General features: G+C 69.1%; 2 protein-coding genes. Both read right to left on the bottom strand.

Annotation, left to right across the window (positions count from 1 at the left end):
* Positions 1–4 precede the first annotated feature (4 nt).
* On the bottom strand, positions 5–15,190 hold the full coding sequence (locus FHP25_RS10335) for a filamentous hemagglutinin N-terminal domain-containing protein (protein WP_178133440.1): 15,186 nt from the start codon (positions 15,188–15,190) through the stop codon (positions 5–7).
* A gap of 166 nt (positions 15,191–15,356) precedes the next feature.
* Positions 15,357–17,060: a ShlB/FhaC/HecB family hemolysin secretion/activation protein gene (locus FHP25_RS10330; RefSeq protein WP_147846847.1), complete on the bottom strand. Its 1,704-nt coding sequence runs from the start codon at positions 17,058–17,060 to the stop codon at positions 15,357–15,359.
* Positions 17,061–17,197: the final 137 nt, after the last annotated feature.

Here is a 17,197-nt window from a genome sequence, read left to right as displayed (position 1 = left end):
GGCATCATCGCTTCTCGTCGCGGCGCCGTTCGTCGTCGTCCTCCTCGATGAACTCCTCGTTGCCCTGGTTGACCAGGATGATGCTGGAATCGTCGAGCGAGCTGCCGGCGATGCCGATGACCGCATCGTCGGCCGTCGTCGGCGGGTTGGCGATCTGAGTGTAGATCGTGGTGCAGCTCGGCCCGGCGATGACGCAGTTGTTGAACCGCTGGTTGATCGACGGCAGCCCGCCCTTGCGCACGAAGTCGCGCGCGACGACATCGGGTGGCGTGCCTACAGGCCCCGGGTCGTTAGGCCCGAACGGCCCGATCGGCCGCACCGTCGTGTTGGGGATGGCGCGCACGATCGACTGCAGGTTCACCCGCGCGCCCTCCTGCGCGTAGACGCCGAGCACGCCGAAGAAGCCCGGCGCCGTGCTCGTGATACCGCTGGTGGCGCCGCCGGCGAGGTAGATGGTCGAGTTGATGCCTTGAATTGCGCCGATGGTCAGCTCGCCGCCGCTGTTGGGCCCGCCCAGGCCGGTAGGACCAAGCGTCGTCGGTGGCGTCGGCGTCGTGAACAGGCCCCTCGGCGCCCCCATGCTGCCGGCACCCGATTCGGTGAGCCCGGTCAGCGCCTGCGACGATGATCCGGTCAGATCAGCGACCAGCAGCCAGGCGCCGCCGACCCCGTTGCCGGGATTGTTGCCGGGGCCGCCGATGGTGATGTCGCCGGTCGGCGCGCCGGCGGTGCGCCGATACAGGATCATGCCTTCATTGGCGCTGACGGGTCCCAGGATGCTGAGATCGCCGGCCGAGACACCGAGGTCCACCAGCCGGCCGGTGCCGGCCGTCACGCCGGTGGCACCGTTGATGCCCAGGCCGGCGTCGCCGTCCACCGTCACGCCGCTGACGGTCAGGTCGCCGCCGTTGATGAACCGGAAGTTGCCGCTTGCCGTGCCGGCGACGAAGCCCGGATTGCCGGTGGTGCTGCCGGCGCCACTCTGCAGCAGGTTGGTGTGGTTGGTCAGCACGATGTCGCCCGAACCGACCGTGTTGGCCAGCAGCGTGCCGCCGACCACGTTGCCCGCCGCGCTTTGCGTGATGTTGCCGTTGGTGGCCTGCAGCCGCACGACCGCCGTGGTGGCCGAAGCCGCGCCGCGCGCATCGACCGCCTGATTGAGCGTCAGGTCGCCACCAGCATGGATGCCGATGTCGCGGTCATTGGTGGTGATGCCGATGCGTCCGCCGACGGTATCGATGACAAGCGCGCTGGCGTCGCGGTAGCGGAACGTGCCGGTCGCAGCGGTGCCGGCCAGTCGCGCAACATCGTTGCCGGCCGCGGCCAGGTCGACGTTGCCGGCCGCCTCTACGTGCAGGCTGTCGCCGACGATCGCAGCCGTCGCCGTCTGGCTGACGCTGCCGCCGCCGGCGATCAGCGTGACGTTGCCCGTCCCGGGGCCGCCGGTGGCATTGCCGTTGGCTGCGTTCAGCATGCCGCCAATGGCGATCCCGCCGCTGCTTTGCAGCACGATGTCGCCGTTGCGGGTCACGATGCCGGTGCTGGTGATCGTGATCGTGTCGCCACCGACCGATGTCACGAGCACGTCCTGATTGCTCAGAAACGTGAAGGTGCTGCCCAATGCGACGCCGGCGATGATGCCGACCGTATTGGTCGAGCCGCTGAGGTTCACGGAACCGTCCAGGGCATTGGCCATCACGGCCGCCGCGGTGATAGGCGCGTTTGCCGCCTGCGTGATGTCGCCTCTGGCCGTCTGCAGCCGCACGGTGCCGGTGCCGGCGTTGATCGCCGCGTTGATGGCGATGCCGCCGCTGACGCCGTCGTCGGCACCGACGATCGTGATGTCGCGATTGGCGGTGGTGATGCCGCTTATGGCCGTGCCCGTCGAATCCACCAGCGTGCCGACGGTGGCCGCCGTCGCGTCGCGATAGCGGAACGTGCCGGCGGCGGAGGCGCCGGCGATGACGCCGGCCTCGTTGCCGGCCTGGGTCAGCTCGATATCGCCGGGCGCCCGCACGATCAGCGACCGGGCCGTGATCGTGCCGCCCAGCTGCGTGATGGCGCCACTGCCGCCGGCGACGAGCTGCACCTGGCCGTTCACCGCCGACAGCGTGCTGCCGAGGCTGATCCCGGCGGTCAACGACGTCAGCGAGATATCGCCGTGGGCGACGACGATGCTGCCGGGCAGGGTGAAGGCGCCCTGGGTCGTCAGGATCACGCCGCCATCGGCGATCACCGGCGCGCTCAGGGTCAACCCGCCGGTCGAGTCGAACACCGTCAGCTTGCCGTCGCCGAGATTGGAGTTGCCGACCGCCTCGAGCTCGTTGCTGGTGTTGACCAGCGTGACGTCGCGGTTGCTGGTCACGGCTCGCAGCTCGCCGCCCACGATGCGGGCACCGGCCGCCGCGTCCTGCCCGATCGTGCCACTGTCCGACTGCAGGCTGACGAAGCTGCTGGCGGCGATGGATGCCGTGATGCCGTTGCCCTGGACCAGCCCGGCCGAGACCGACGCAGCACTGACGGCGCCGACATTGACCGCGCCGCTGTTGTGGAACGTCACGCTGCCGTTGACGGCGGAGGCGAAGACGTTGCCGGCCACCGCGTTGGCCTGGTCGAGCACCACGTCGCCGCCATCGGCACGCACGCCGAGCCCGCCGCCGGCCGTGACCGTGCCGGTCGCGCTCTGGGTGATGCTGCCGGCGCCCGCCGTCAGGATCGTGGCGCCCTGCGACGTGATGCCGGCCACGCCTTCGACCGTGTCGACATGCAGCGCCGTGCCGCTGGACACCACAAAGAACCCGCCGCTGGCCGTGCCGGCCAGGCCGCCGGCGCCGACCGCATTGCCGGCGCGTGCCAGGTCGACGTTGACGCCGGCGCGCAGAACGGCCCGGTTGCCGGCAACGATCCCCGCCTTCGTCGTCGAGATGATGGAGCCGGCAGTCGAGGTCAGGCTGAGGGTGCCGTTGCCGGCGTTGGCGCTGACCGCGGCCGCCAGGCTGAGATTGCCGTTCGCCGCCAGGGACACGCTGCCACCGGGCGAGACGGCGCTCACCGCCTGGTTCACGCTCAGCGTGCTGCCCGTGGCCGCCACCGTGACGTTGCCGTTTGTTGACGTTATGCCCACCGTCCCGACGACAGTGCCGATCACAAGCGCCACGGACGACGTCGACACGTAGGAGAAGCTGCCGCCGGCCGAGCCGGCCAGCGTCCCGACACTGTGGTTGGCGGCGGCCGCCGACAGGTCGACCGAGCCGGCTGCGACCGCCTGCAGACCCTGGGCAACGATGCCGCCCGACGCCGCATCGGCGATGCTGCCGCCGGCGATCAGGCTGACCGCGCCGGCCGTTGCCTGCACCAGGCCAGTCACATTGAGATCGCTGCCGGCGCCGGCCGCCGTGAGGCTGACCGGGCCGGCCGACGACGACACGCCGGCCGCGCCCACAGCCAGCGTCTGCGAGGACGTGACGCTGAAGCCCGCCGTGCCCGACCCGGTGATCGTGCCGAAGGCGTTGGTCGCGGCGTTCAGCGTCACGCCGAACCCGGTCCCCGATGCCACCGCATGGAGGCTGGCGCCCACGATCGCCGCCGTCGCAGCCTGGCTGATGCTGCCGCCGGTCGCTTCCAGGGTGATGCTCCCTGCCCCAACACCGGGCGTCGCATCACCGTTGGCGGCATTCACCGTGCTGGTGAGCACGATCGCACCGCTGCTGCGCAAGACGATGTCGCCGTTATTGGCGACAATGCCGACGGCGCCTGTCGTCAGCGAGTCACCCGAGACGGTCGTCACGGTCACGCCGCCGGCATCGACCAGCGTGAAGGTGCTGCCCAGCGCGGTGCCCGCGACACTGGTGACGGCATTGGTCGAGCCGCCGAGGTCGACGGAGCCGTTAGCAGCGTTGGCGAGAAGCGCGCCTGCCGTGATCGCAGCGTTGGTCGCCTGCGTGATGTCGCCCTGGCTGGTCTGCAACCGAACGGTGCCGCCACCGGCGTTGACGATCGCATTCACCGCGATGCCGCCGGCTGCGCTGCCGTCACCGGCGACGATCGTGATGTCCTTGCCGCTTGCGCTCACCCCGGTCACGCCGCCGCCCGTGCCGGTCAGCGCACCGATGGCAACCGCGCTCGCATCGCGATAGCGGAACGTGCCGGTGCCCGAGGATCCGGCTATCGTCGCAACGTCATTGCCGGCCTGGACCAGCTCGACGCCATTGGAGGCGATCGCGATGAGGGATTGGGCGGTAACGGTACCGCCCGTCTGGGTGAGCGTGCCGCCGGCTGTTGCAAGCTCCACCTGGCCACTCGCGACGATGGTGCCGACCACGAGCAAGCCGCCTGCAGAATCGACGACTGCCAGATTCGCGCCGGTGAGGTCACCCACGGACACCAGCTGATTGCTGGCATTGGTGAGTGTCACATCCTTGCCGCTCGTCGCGGCTCGCAGCTCGCCGCCCACGATGCGGGCACCGGCCGCCGCGTCCTGCCCGATCGTGCCACTGTCCGACTGCAGGCTGACGAAGCTGCTGGCGGCGATGGATGCCGTGATGCCGTTGCCCTGGACCAGCCCGGCCGAGACCGACGCAGCACTGACGGCGCCGACATTGACCGCGCCGCTGTTGTGGAACGTCACGCTGCCGTTGACGGCGGAGGCGAAGACGTTGCCGGCCACCGCGTTGGCCTGGTCGAGCACCACGTCGCCGCCATCGGCACGCACGCCGAGCCCGCCGCCGGCCGTGACCGTGCCGGTCGCGCTCTGGGTGATGCTGCCGGCGCCCGCCGTCAGGATCGTGGCGCCCTGCGACGTGATGCCGGCCACGCCTTCGACCGTGTCGACATGCAGCGCCGTGCCGCTGGACACCACAAAGAACCCGCCGCTGGCCGTGCCGGCCAGGCCGCCGGCGCCGACCGCATTGCCGGCGCGTGCCAGGTCGACGTTGACGCCGGCGCGCAGAACGGCCCGGTTGCCGGCAACGATCCCCGCCTTCGTCGTCGAGATGATGGAGCCGGCAGTCGAGGTCAGGCTGAGGGTGCCGTTGCCGGCGTTGGCGCTGACCGCGGCCGCCAGGCTGAGATTGCCGTTCGCCGCCAGGGACACGCTGCCACCGGGCGAGACGGCGCTCACCGCCTGGTTCACGCTCAGCGTGCTGCCCGTGGCCGCCACCGTGACGTTGCCGTTTGTTGACGTTATGCCCACCGTCCCGACGACAGTGCCGATCACAAGCGCCACGGACGACGTCGACACGTAGGAGAAGCTGCCGCCGGCCGAGCCGGCCAGCGTCCCGACACTGTGGTTGGCGGCGGCCGCCGACAGGTCGACCGAGCCGGCTGCGACCGCCTGCAGACCCTGGGCAACGATGCCGCCCGACGCCGCATCGGCGATGCTGCCGCCGGCGATCAGGCTGACCGCGCCGGCCGTTGCCTGCACCAGGCCAGTCACATTGAGATCGCTGCCGGCGCCGGCCGCCGTGAGGCTGACCGGGCCGGCCGACGACGACACGCCGGCCGCGCCCACAGCCAGCGTCTGCGAGGACGTGACGCTGAAGCCCGCCGTGCCCGACCCGGTGATCGTGCCGAAGGCGTTGGTCGCGGCGTTCAGCGTCACGCCGAACCCGGTCCCCGATGCCACCGCATGGAGGCTGGCGCCCACGATCGCCGCCGTCGCAGCCTGGCTGATGCTGCCGCCGGTCGCTTCCAGGGTGATGCTCCCTGCCCCAACACCGGGCGTCGCATCACCGTTGGCGGCATTCACCGTGCTGGTGAGCACGATCGCACCGCTGCTGCGCAAGACGATGTCGCCGTTATTGGCGACAATGCCGACGGCGCCTGTCGTCAGCGAGTCACCCGAGACGGTCGTCACGGTCACGCCGCCGGCATCGACCAGCGTGAAGGTGCTGCCCAGCGCGGTGCCCGCGACACTGGTGACGGCATTGGTCGAGCCGCCGAGGTCGACGGAGCCGTTAGCAGCGTTGGCGAGAAGCGCGCCTGCCGTGATCGCAGCGTTGGTCGCCTGCGTGATGTCGCCCTGGCTGGTCTGCAACCGAACGGTGCCGCCACCGGCGTTGACGATCGCATTCACCGCGATGCCGCCGGCTGCGCTGCCGTCACCGGCGACGATCGTGATGTCCTTGCCGCTTGCGCTCACCCCGGTCACGCCGCCGCCCGTGCCGGTCAGCGCACCGATGGCAACCGCGCTCGCATCGCGATAGCGGAACGTGCCGGTGCCCGAGGATCCGGCTATCGTCGCAACGTCATTGCCGGCCTGGACCAGCTCGACGCCATTGGAGGCGCTCGCGATGAGCGACTGGGCGGTGATGGTGCCGCTCGTCTGGGTGAGCGTGCCGCCGGCTGTTGCAAGCTCCACCTGGCCACTCGCGACGATGGTGCCGACCACGAACAAGCCGCCTGCAGAATCGACGACTGCCAGATTCGCGCCGGTGAGGTCACCCACGGACACCAGCTGATTGCTGGCATTGGTGAGCGTCACATCCTTGCCGCTCGTCGCCGCCCGCAGCTCCCCGCCGACGATCTTGTTTGTTGCCCCGGCGCTCTGCGAGATGGCACCCGTGTCCGAAATCAAGGACACGAATTTCCCGACAGCGGTCGATGCCGTTATGCCGTTGAGCGACGGCACGTCGACGCCGGCTGTGTTGATCGGGCCCACCGTGCCGACATTGAGGTCGCCGACGGTCCGTATCGTGACGTTGCCGTTGACTGTGCCGACCACAGCGACGTTGCCGGTGATCAGGTTCGCCTCGGCGAGGATCACGGATCCGTTCTGCGCCTCCACCCCAAGGCCGGCGCCGGCTGTGATGATGCCGTTGCTGGTCTGGCTGATGTCGCCGCTGGTGGTCGAGATGACCACCGCCCCACCGGCAGTCACGCCGCTTACGCCGGCGACCTGATCGAGCTCGATGGCGCCGGAATTCCTGAACACCACGAAGCCGTTCGTCGCTTTTGCGGCAAACCCGGTCTTGCCGACAGTGTTCGTAAGCTGCGCGATGTCGACATTGGCTGCCGCGAGCGCCACCAGCTGCGCGGCCGCAATGGCACCACCAACACCTTCGACCACCGAGCCAGCGACGGAGGTCAGGCTGACCCGTCCATCCGCCCCGTTGGCTGTTACCGCCGCCGTCACGTTGAGATCGCCGTTGGCCTGCAACGTCACGTCGCCGCCGGCAGCCGACGCTGTCAGGGCACCGCCTACCGTCATCGCGCCGCTTGCCGACGTTGCGTCAATGTCGCCTGTGGTGGCCGTCACCTTCGCCGCGATGGCCAAATCGCCACCCGACAGGAGCGAAATGCCGGTGAAGCCCTGCACCGCCTGGCTGACTGTCAACTTGCCAGATGTGGCCTTGATCGTGACATTGCCGGTGGTCGAGGTGACACCGACCGTCGTGACCGTCCCTACGGCCAAGGCGGCCGTGTTGTTGTCGATATAGGTGAAATCGCCGACGGCCGAGCCGGCGATCGTGCCGACCTTGTTGGCTGCGGCGGCATTCGACAGGTCGACTGATCCGCCTGTCGCCACGGCCCGCAGGCTGGTGGCTACGATGCTCCCGGCGACCGTGTCGACGATGCCACCGCCGGCCTGCAGCGAGGCTGTTCCAGCAGCCGATATCTGGCCTGCCAGCGTGATGTCGTTGCCGACACCAATCGTCGTCAGGCTCACCGAGCCCGATGCCGAGCCCACACCTGCGGCGCCGATGGCGAGCGCCTGCGTCGTGACGGCGCTGAAACCGAGCGCGCCCGAGCCGGTGATGACACCGAAGGCATTGCCGCCAAGATTGAGGTCGACTCTGTCCTGCGCGCGCGCGTCGACGCTGGCGGCGGTGATGGCGCCGGCGTTCTGGGTCACCTTGCTGCCGGCATCGAGCGTGACCGAGCCGGTCCCTGCATTCACGATGGCCGCGAGCGAGACAGAGCCGCCTGCCGTCAGGACGATGGCGCCGTTGCCGCTGCTGGTGTCGATCGCCGCGTTCTGCGCCAGCGAGCCGCTCGTGCCGACCGCGTAGCCGCCGCCGGCGGTGCCGGCGCCGTTGATCGTGAGGCCACCCGTATCGCCCAGCGCGAAAGCTCCCGCGCCGAGGGCGACGGAGCCGAGGACGGTGACGGCATTGGCGGCATTGCTGAGCGTGACGCTGGCGCTGCCGTTGCCTGATATGGTCAACGTCCCGGTGCTGATGATGTCCGTGGCGCCGGCCGCCTGCGTGACGTCGCCACCGATGGTCAAGGTCGTCAGGCCATTGACGGAAGTGCGGATACCGGCGCCGACATCCGCGACCAGCGTGCCGAAGAGCGGATAGGCGATCGACGAGATGCCGCCAACGGTGAACGCCGTCGTGTCGGTGAAGCTGACATCGCCGCCGCGGGCATTGAGCGTGACATTGCCGTTGATGACGTTGGCGCTATTGAGCGTGATGTCGGCACCGATGGCGCCGGTGGTCGTCGCCAGCAGGTTCGCTGCGGTGATGATCCCTGGCCCGCTCTGCGTGATGCCGCTGGCGCCCTGCAGGCCGACGCTGGCGCCGATCGCCGTGATCCTCGCATTGATGGCCAGAGCACCCTGAGGCGCCAGGACGGCGACATTCTGGCCGTTGCTGTTGATGGCTCCGGCGACGGAGACACTGCCCGAGCTGTTGACGATGACGACGTCGCCGCCGCTGTTCGTGATGGCGTTGACGGTCAACCCACCAGCGGCGAAGGCGACGACATCGAACGCGCCGCCGCTCGAGCCGCCACCGATCTGGCTGACCTCGACACCTGGACCGGTCAGGTCGACGTTGCCGCCGGCGCTGATGGTGAGCGTCCCCGAGCCGCCACCGATGCTCAGGAGGCCGGTCTGGTTGACGCCGGCGCCGGTGATCAGGCTGAGCTTGCTGTTCGCGATGGTCGCGCCTTGGACCGTGATCGTGCCAGCCGTGGCATTGCCGATCGTCAGATTGGCGCCCGGGGCGAGAAAGGCCAACGCGCCATCGTTCAAGGTGAGCGCCGCGCCGGGGCCCGCGCCGCTGCCACCCAGCATGATCGCGCGGCCGGCGCTGACCGGGCCGAGGGTGATGTCCGTCGTCGCCGTATCGCCGACGTTGGCCCCGATCGTGATGATATCGGCGATCAGCTCGATCCGCGGCGCGACGATGGCGCCGGTGACCGCCAGCGGCAGCCCCGGTGCGATCTTGATCGTCAAGGTGTTGCCGACCAGCACGCCGCCGGCGCCGATCGTCACGGTGCCGGCATCGGAGATCAGGGTCACGTTGCCGTTCGCAGCCGAGATCAGCGACCCGCCGGTATCCAGCGTGCTGTTGGACTGCAGCGCGATGCTGCCGTTGCTCGACGTCACCGCGCCGCCAAGCTGCACCTGTCCCGTGGTCGATGTCAGCGAGATGTCGCCGATCGAACTGATCGCGGCCGTGGTGGCGATAGCGCCCTTGTTGGTGATATCGATGCCGCCGTCGGCGCTGACGTTGCCGCCGATATTGAGGACGCTGCCGGCATTGTTGACAAAGGTGAATTTGCCGGCGCCGAGGCTGACGACGCCGAGCCCACCGATGCTGTTGTTGTCGTTGTCGAGCGTGACGTCGCCGCTGTTCGTCGTGATGTTGAGGGTGCCGGTGGTGATCTTGCCGACGGCGTTGATCGTGTCGCCTTTGGAGACGACGGTCAGGCTGACAAGGCCGCCAGGCGCCGTCGTGATGCCTTCGGTGGTCCCGACGGTTCCGATCGTGAACGTGCCGACGCTGCGGTAGAGGACACTCCCTGCCGCCGCCGACGCCGCGAATGTGCCGACGGTATTGGTTCCGTTCGTCAGGTTGACATTGCCCGATGTGCTTTCGGCCAGCAGGGAGCCTGCTGTGATCCCGCCATCGAGGTTCTGCGTGATTGCGCTCTTGGCGGAAAGCACGACAGTGCCGCCGCCGGCATTGATCAGGCCGCCGACGGTCAGGGCGCCTTCACTTTCGCGGATCGTGACATTGCCGGCCGAGAGGATCGCGCCCAGCGCGGTCCCGGCTGCGTTGCTCTGTTTGAACGTCAGACCGCCGCTGCCGATGCCCGCCCCATCTGTCTGCACGGTTCCGACCTTGTGCGCGGCCGTCTCGATGTCGACGCCGCCGAGGGTGCCGGTCTCCAGCCGCAGGGTGCTCGCCGTGATCGCGCCGGCCGTGGCAGTGATGCTGCCGCCCGCTCTCAACGTCACGGTGCTCGCGTTCAGGGCCGCATTCACAAGGACATCGCCGTCACTCGACACCAGCGCGATGCTGTCGGCCGGCGCGCTGACGGTGCCAACCACGGTCAACGGGCCACCGGTCGTCGTGATCGTGATTGCCCCGTTGCCGTTGATGCCGCCCACGTTCAGGCCGCCGGCGCTGTCGGAGACCGTGAACGCGCCCGACCCCAGCCCATCGCTGCTCAGCACCGTGCCGATCAGATTGCCGTTGTTGTTCAGGTTGACGGCTGCCGATCCGGCCGTGCTGATATCGAGCGTGCCTGTGTTGATGGCCTTGGTCTGGCTGATGCTGCCGCCGGTCGTCACCAGGGTCGTGGCCGTCGCGGTGATGCCGTCGATCCCGGCGACCGAACCGATGGAAAAGCTGCTCGACGCCTTGAACGCGACGGTGCCGGCCGACGCGCTGGCAGCGAAGGTCGCGGCAGCGTTGGTCGCCTGGTCCAGGTCAACGTTCCCCGTCGTCGCGGTTGCCGCCAAGCTGGCCGCCGAGATCACGCCAACGGCGGCCTGAGTGATCGTCGCGCCGCTGAGCGCCACGCTGGCGCTCGGTGCGCTGATCGCCGCGTTGATGGTGAGCGCGCCGCTGGTGGTCAATGAAACGCTGGCTGCCACTGTCGTCGAAATGCCGGAAAGCGCACCCAGCGCCCCCACGGCGCCGACCGCACCAACGGTGATGCCGCCGGTCTGCTGCAGCGTGACGGCACTGGCCGATGACGCCGAGACCGTGCCGAAGCTGTTGCCGGGATCGGTCAGGGTGACGTCGCCCGCCGTGGTCGTGACCGCAAGGCCGGCGGCCGCCACTGCCTTGCTCTGCGTGACCGCGCCGCCGGCAGAGAGCTGGACATTCGCTTGCGCGGTAACGCCGTCGAGCGTGCCGACCCTGCCGATCGCCAGCGCCCCCGATGCCTTGAAACCGATGCTGCCGGCCCCCGCCTCGGCGGCCAGCGTGGTGACGGTGCTGGCCGCTTGCGTCAGGTCGATGCTGCCGGTGCTCGCTATCGCCGCCAGACCCGAGGCCGTGATCGCGCCACTGCCGGTCTGGGTGATCGCCGTGGTCGCGAGGATGACGTCAGCACCACCGGCGTTGATTGCCGCGTTCACCGCCAGCACGCCACTCGTGGTCAAGGTGACGTCGGCGGCCGCGGCAACACCGCTCAGCACACCCAGCGCGCCGACGGCGCCGACCGAGCCAACCGTGATGCCGCCGGCCTGCTCCAGAGTGACGGCCCCAGCCGATGATGCCGCGAACGTGCCGAAGCTATTGCCGGGACCGGTCAGGGTGATGTCGCCCACCGTGGTCGTGACCGCAAGGCCGGCGGCCTGCACCGCGTTGCTCTGCGTGACCGCGCCACCGGCAGAGAGCTGAGCGTTCGCCAACGCCGTGACGCCAGCGAGCCCGCCGACCGCGCCGATCGCCAACGCCCCCGATGCCTTGAAGCCGATGCTGCCGGCGACCGCCTCGGCCGCCAACGTGGTGACGGCGCTGGCCGCCTGTGTCAGGTCGATGCTGCCGGTGCTCGCTGTCGCCGCCAGACCCGAGGCCGTGATCACGCCACTGCTGGTCTGGGTGATCGCCGTGGCAGTGAGGGTGACGTCGGCACCGGCGGCATTGATCGCCGCATTCACCGCCAGCGCACCGCTCGTGGTCAAGGTGGCACCGGTGACGGCGGCTATGCCGTTCAGCACACCTAGCGCCCCGACGGCGCCGACCGAGCCAACCGTGATGCCGCCGGTCTGCTGCAGCGTGACAGCACCGGCCGATGACGCCGAGACCGTGCCGAAGCTGTTGCCGGGATCAGTCAGGGTGATGTCACCCGTCGTGGCCGTGACCGCGAGGCGGGCGGCCGTCACGGCGCTAGTCTGCGTGACCGCACCGCCGGCGCTGAGCTGGACATTCGTGTTGGCCGTGACACCATCGAGCACGCCGACCGAACCGATCGCCAGCGCCCCCGATGCCTTGAAGCCAATGTTGCCGGCGGCCGCCGTGGCGGCCAGCGTGGTGACGGCGTTCGCGGCCGCCGTGAGGTCGATGTCGCCGGTGCTCGCCGTCGCCGCCAGACCCGAGGCCGTGATCGTGCCGCCGCTGGCCTGGGAGATGGCTGTCGCAGCGAGGGTGACGTTGGCGCCGGCGGCATTGATCGCCGCGTTCACCGCCAGCGCGCCGCTGGTGGTCAGCGAGACGCCGGTGGCCGTGATGCCATCGAGCCCGCCGACAGAGCCGACCGCCAGCGCGCCCGATGCCTTGAAGCTGACGCTGCCGGCGGTCGCCTCGGCGGCCAGTGTGGCGACGGCGTTTGCAACACCCGCAAGGTCGATGTTGCCGGAGGTTGCCGTCACCGCCAGGCCGGCCGCCGACACCGCCTGAGTCTGCGTGATCGAACCGCCGGCCTGGAGCCGCACATTGCCCGCCGTCGTGACGCCGTCGATACCGCCCGCGAGGCCGATGGCAAGGGCATTGAGGTTCAGAAACACGATATCGCCGGTCGCGGCAGCGGCAAAGGTCGAAACGGCATTGCCGGCCAGATCCAACGCGATGGCGCCGGCGGTCGCGGTCGCGGCGAGGCCCGAGGCGGTGATCGTGCCGCCCACCGCCTGGGCGATCGATGTGCCGGACAGGGAAATCACAGCACCGGTCGCGTCGAGCGCGGCATTGACCGCAACCGCGCCTGTCGCCGTCAACGTAATGCCGCCGGTGGCCGTGAGCGCGCCGGCGACCGTGATGTCGCCGCTGCCAATAGTCTTGAAGATCGCGGCGTTGGCGCCTGCATTGACGGCGTTGATGATCAAGTTGCCGCCATGGCTGACCGCGACGTCGCCGGCGATAGTGCCCGTAGCCGCGAACTGGCCGAAGGCATTCGACGTGCTGCTGAGCGTTACGCCGCCGCCGGATGCGACCGTCACGCCGGTGCCGATGATCGTGCCGGAAAGATCGATACCGTCGGCAGCGGCGGTCAGCGAAACCAGACCTGTGGCGCTGATCGAACCCGAGCCGGCAAGCGCGCCAGAGGAGTTCAATATGACCGTGCTGCCGACCAAGGCCCCGTTGAGGGTGATCGCGTTGCCGCCACCAATTGTCGTGATGCTGACCGCATTGCCGGTAGCATCGATGCCGCCGCTCTGGATGGTCGTCGGGGCGGCGCTGACAATGGCCACCGCGCCACCTGCCTTGGATGCGGTGGCCGCGATGTTGGTGATCGCGTTGCTGCTGTTGTTGATTGTGACAGCGCCGTTGGACACGAAATTGAGCGTGCTGACAGCGACCGCGCCGGTTAGGTTGACACTGCCGCCATCAATGGCGCTGTTCAGGGTCAGCACCGTGGCGCCGATTGCGCCGCTTCCGGTGATGGCATGGACAGACGCCTTGTCGGCAAGGGAAGCCGTGTCGAGCACAAGGTTGGCGCTCTTGCCGGCAAAGGGCGTGAGGCTGATCGAGCTGGTGCCAAGATCGATGCTGCCATGGGAACGCAGCGTCAGCGTGACATCACTGGCCGTGCCAACGCTGGCCACGATGTTGGCTGCAAGCGTTATGTTGCCCAGATCCTTTCCGCTGGCGCTGGTGACGGCTTCATAGCTCGTGCCCGCCACCAGCGCCGCCACGATCGTGTCCGCCAAGGCCTGATCGATGGTCAGATCGGTCGGATCCATCAGCCACAGGCCGGCCTTTCCAGCCGATGCGCTCGCATTGACCGAGGCGCCGGGACGAACGCTGATCGTCTCCTTCCCGGATGTCTCCGCAAACCCGCCGTCGCCGCCCTGCGGGCCGCCCTTGGCGGAGATCGAGCCGCCGAAGACCGTGGCGTTGTCGGCCCAGACGACGACCGTGCCGCCGTGCCCCTGATGGGTCGCGTCGGCGTTGATCGAGGCGCCCGGTGCCACCGTCGTGTTCTTGGCGTTGGCGACCGGGCCCTGGCCCTGCTTGCCGCCGCCGATCAGGACGGTGCCGCCGCCCGAGCCGCCCGACGCGTTGATCCGTGCCGAGGCGCCGACATTGACCGTGCCCTTGGCCGCGGTGGCGACCACCTGGCCGCCGCGCTGGCCCGCAGCGGCGCCCGACACGTCGACGGTCCCGGTGACATTGACCGTGCCCTCGTCGGCGCCGAAGACCACCACGCCGCCGTCGTTGCGCACGGCCCGGGCATTGATCGTGCCGCCGGCATTGACGACGTTGTCGACGACACCGCGCGCGGCGCGGGCCGTCAGGGTCACGACGCCGCCGTCGGCGTTGATCGTGCCGGTATTGGCGGCCAGCGGCCGCTTGTTGCCCTGCGCGTCGACCGGCTGGCGCGAGACCGGGTTGCCGAGCTGGAAATTGATGAGGCCGTCGCCGGCGAGATCGACCGTGAAGGTCTCGGCGCCGCCGATCGTGACGCGGCCCAGCCGGGCGTTGATGGTGCCGCTGTTGGAGGCCGTGTTGCCGACCAGGCCGACCAGGCCGCCGTCGCTCACCGTGATGGTGCCGGCATTCACGACGCCGGCGTTCGGGTTGGAGGACGGACGGTCGAACGCGATCGTGCCGCCCTGCATGAAACGCTGCGGATCGACGACGTTGGCGGTCGAGGCGATGAGGCCGGCGGCGTTGACCTGCGAGCCGCTGCTGAAGACGATGCCGGCACCGTTGACGAGGATCAGCTGACCGGTGGCCGTCAGCCGGCCGGCGATCACCGAGGGGTCGGGACCCGTGACCCGGTTGAGGGTGACCGCGCTGGCCGAAGGCTGCTGGAAATCGACCCGCTCACCTGCGCCGATCGAAAAGCTGTGCCAGTCGATGACGCCGCGGGCGCTCGACTGGTTCACCGTGACCTGGCCGGGCGCGGTGTTGGCGATCGTCGCCTGGCCGGCAACCACGACGCCGCCCCTGACGCCGCTCACCTGCGCGGCAACCGGCGTCGAGAACGCGAAGAGGCCACAGCTCACCAGCGCGGCGAGCGCCGTGCCGCCCAGCAGGTCGCCGCGGGCGCGCCACGCCGCCATCCGAGACGACGGAAGCGCAAATGACCGTGCAATCCGCGACCGGCGGGGCAGAGCCTCCCCCTTCGCCATCAACGCACTCCCTTACGCAGGCCCCGCCACGCCGCCGGCAGCTCCCCCTGCTCCCGGCACGCCCCGATGCGGACGCTCCGAGTTTACACCCAACTGCTCAAAACCGCGACGTCAACCTCAGGTAGACGCTCCACGGATCGAGCCGCTTGGCATTCGGCCCATCGACGTCAAGGTCGATCCGGCGGGTGCCTTCGACCTCGACCGTCGTCGTCTCAAGCACGTTGATGCGGGCGCCGCCGCCGAAGGAACGGGCCATCAGGCTCTGTATCTCCAGCGGCGCATTGTTCCAGACCTTGGTGTGGTCGTAGAACGCGTAGAGCTGGACCGGCGTGCCCCGCGACCGGCTATCGGCCGTCACGCTGCCGCCCTCGATCCCCTCGTACGGCACCACAAAGCTGAACTGCAACTCCAGGCTGCCGGCAAAGGCGGTGTCGCCGGTGACCTGACCGGCATAGTAGCCGCGGCCCAGACGGTCGCCGCCGACGAAATACTTCTCGTTGGCCGGCAGGATGTCCTTGGAATACTGGCCGGCAACAGTGCCGAACAGGTTGAGGGAGAAGTCCTCGGTGGCATAAATCCCCTGCAGCCGGGACACTTCGCCGTTGAACTTGCGGAATTCCGGCTCCGATCCCAGGCGATTGAGGAGCAGCTCACCCTTCTTCGACGCCCCGAACCAGCTCAGGCCCTTCGACAGGCGGAAGTTGCCGAAGGTCACCCCGTTCCAGTCGTCGCGGTAGCTGGCGTCGGCGCCGATCCGCACGATGCTCAGCTTGGTCCTGTTGAGCAGGATGTTGCCCAGGACGTCGACATCGGAGCGGTAGTAGTCGAAGCCGGCGGTGACATTGAGATTGAGCTGCCGCGAACGGATGACCGGATACAGGCCGTACATTCCGCCGATGGTGATGACGCCGTCATACTCGGTCGCCTTCAGCGGGCCGCCGGGCTTGACGTAGCCGCGGCCGCCATAGGCACGCACGCGGAACCCGTCGCCGCCGATGAAGTTCGACCACGCCACCTGGCCGAAGTTCTGCTCCCGGCTCAGGGTCGTGAAGAAGGTCGCCTCCAGCCGCTCGCCCAGGCCGGTGAAGGCATTGGCGCCGCCCGTCACGGTCACCTGCCGCGGCCCGGTATGCTTGAAGCCGCGGTTGTCCGCCTGGGCGAAAACATCCCAGGCCTCACGCTTGAGCTGCACCACCAGCTCCGACGAGCTGGGCTCCTTGCCCGGTCGCAGCACCGCCTTCACCGAGATGCCGGGTATGTCCTCGGTCAGGAGCAGATAGCGCTCCATGTCGCGCAGGCTGACGGGCTTGCGGCCCACGAGCTTCTCAAGGAAGCGCCGCGCCTGCTTGGCGACGGCGCCGACATCGCCCTCGACCACGACGCCCGACACGTAGCCCTCGATCACGCGCAGCTTCACCCGGCCATCGGCGACGCGTTGGGCCGGAACCACCACCGATGTCAGGAAGTAGCCGTCGTCGCGATACTTGCGCTCCAGCGTCCGCGCCAGGGCGAAGACCTCTGTCGCGGCGATGCGCTTGCCGATCAGCGGCTGGGTGAGCGCGGCGATGGCCTCGGGCGGATAGACTGTGGCGCCTTCGACATCGATCGCCACCGGCGTCAGGAATACCTTGTCGGCGCCCGGCGGCGCGGCGGTCGTCCCCGGCGGCGCTGCCGGGATCGCGCCGGGCGCAGCGGGCGCAGGTGGTGCCGGTGGCGGCGTAAGCTGCTGCGGCGGCGCCTGCAGGACGGGCGCGCGCTGCGCGTGGGCGGAAGGCCCAGGGACAGCAATGGACGCGACCATGGCAGGCAGCAGCCATCGCCACGCCAACCGCCGGGACGGCGCGGCAACTGCGCGACGTCTGTCCACCCCCATTACGTCCTCTAAGCCAAACACCAAACGCCAACAAAAATAATAGCTTATAAGAGGACGTTATTCAT

The sequence above is a fragment of the Vineibacter terrae genome (genome assembly GCF_008039615.1).
In the GTDB taxonomy this organism is placed as follows: Bacteria; Pseudomonadota; Alphaproteobacteria; order Reyranellales; family Reyranellaceae; genus Vineibacter; species Vineibacter terrae.
This window is presented reverse-complemented; position numbering and strand designations above follow the sequence as displayed.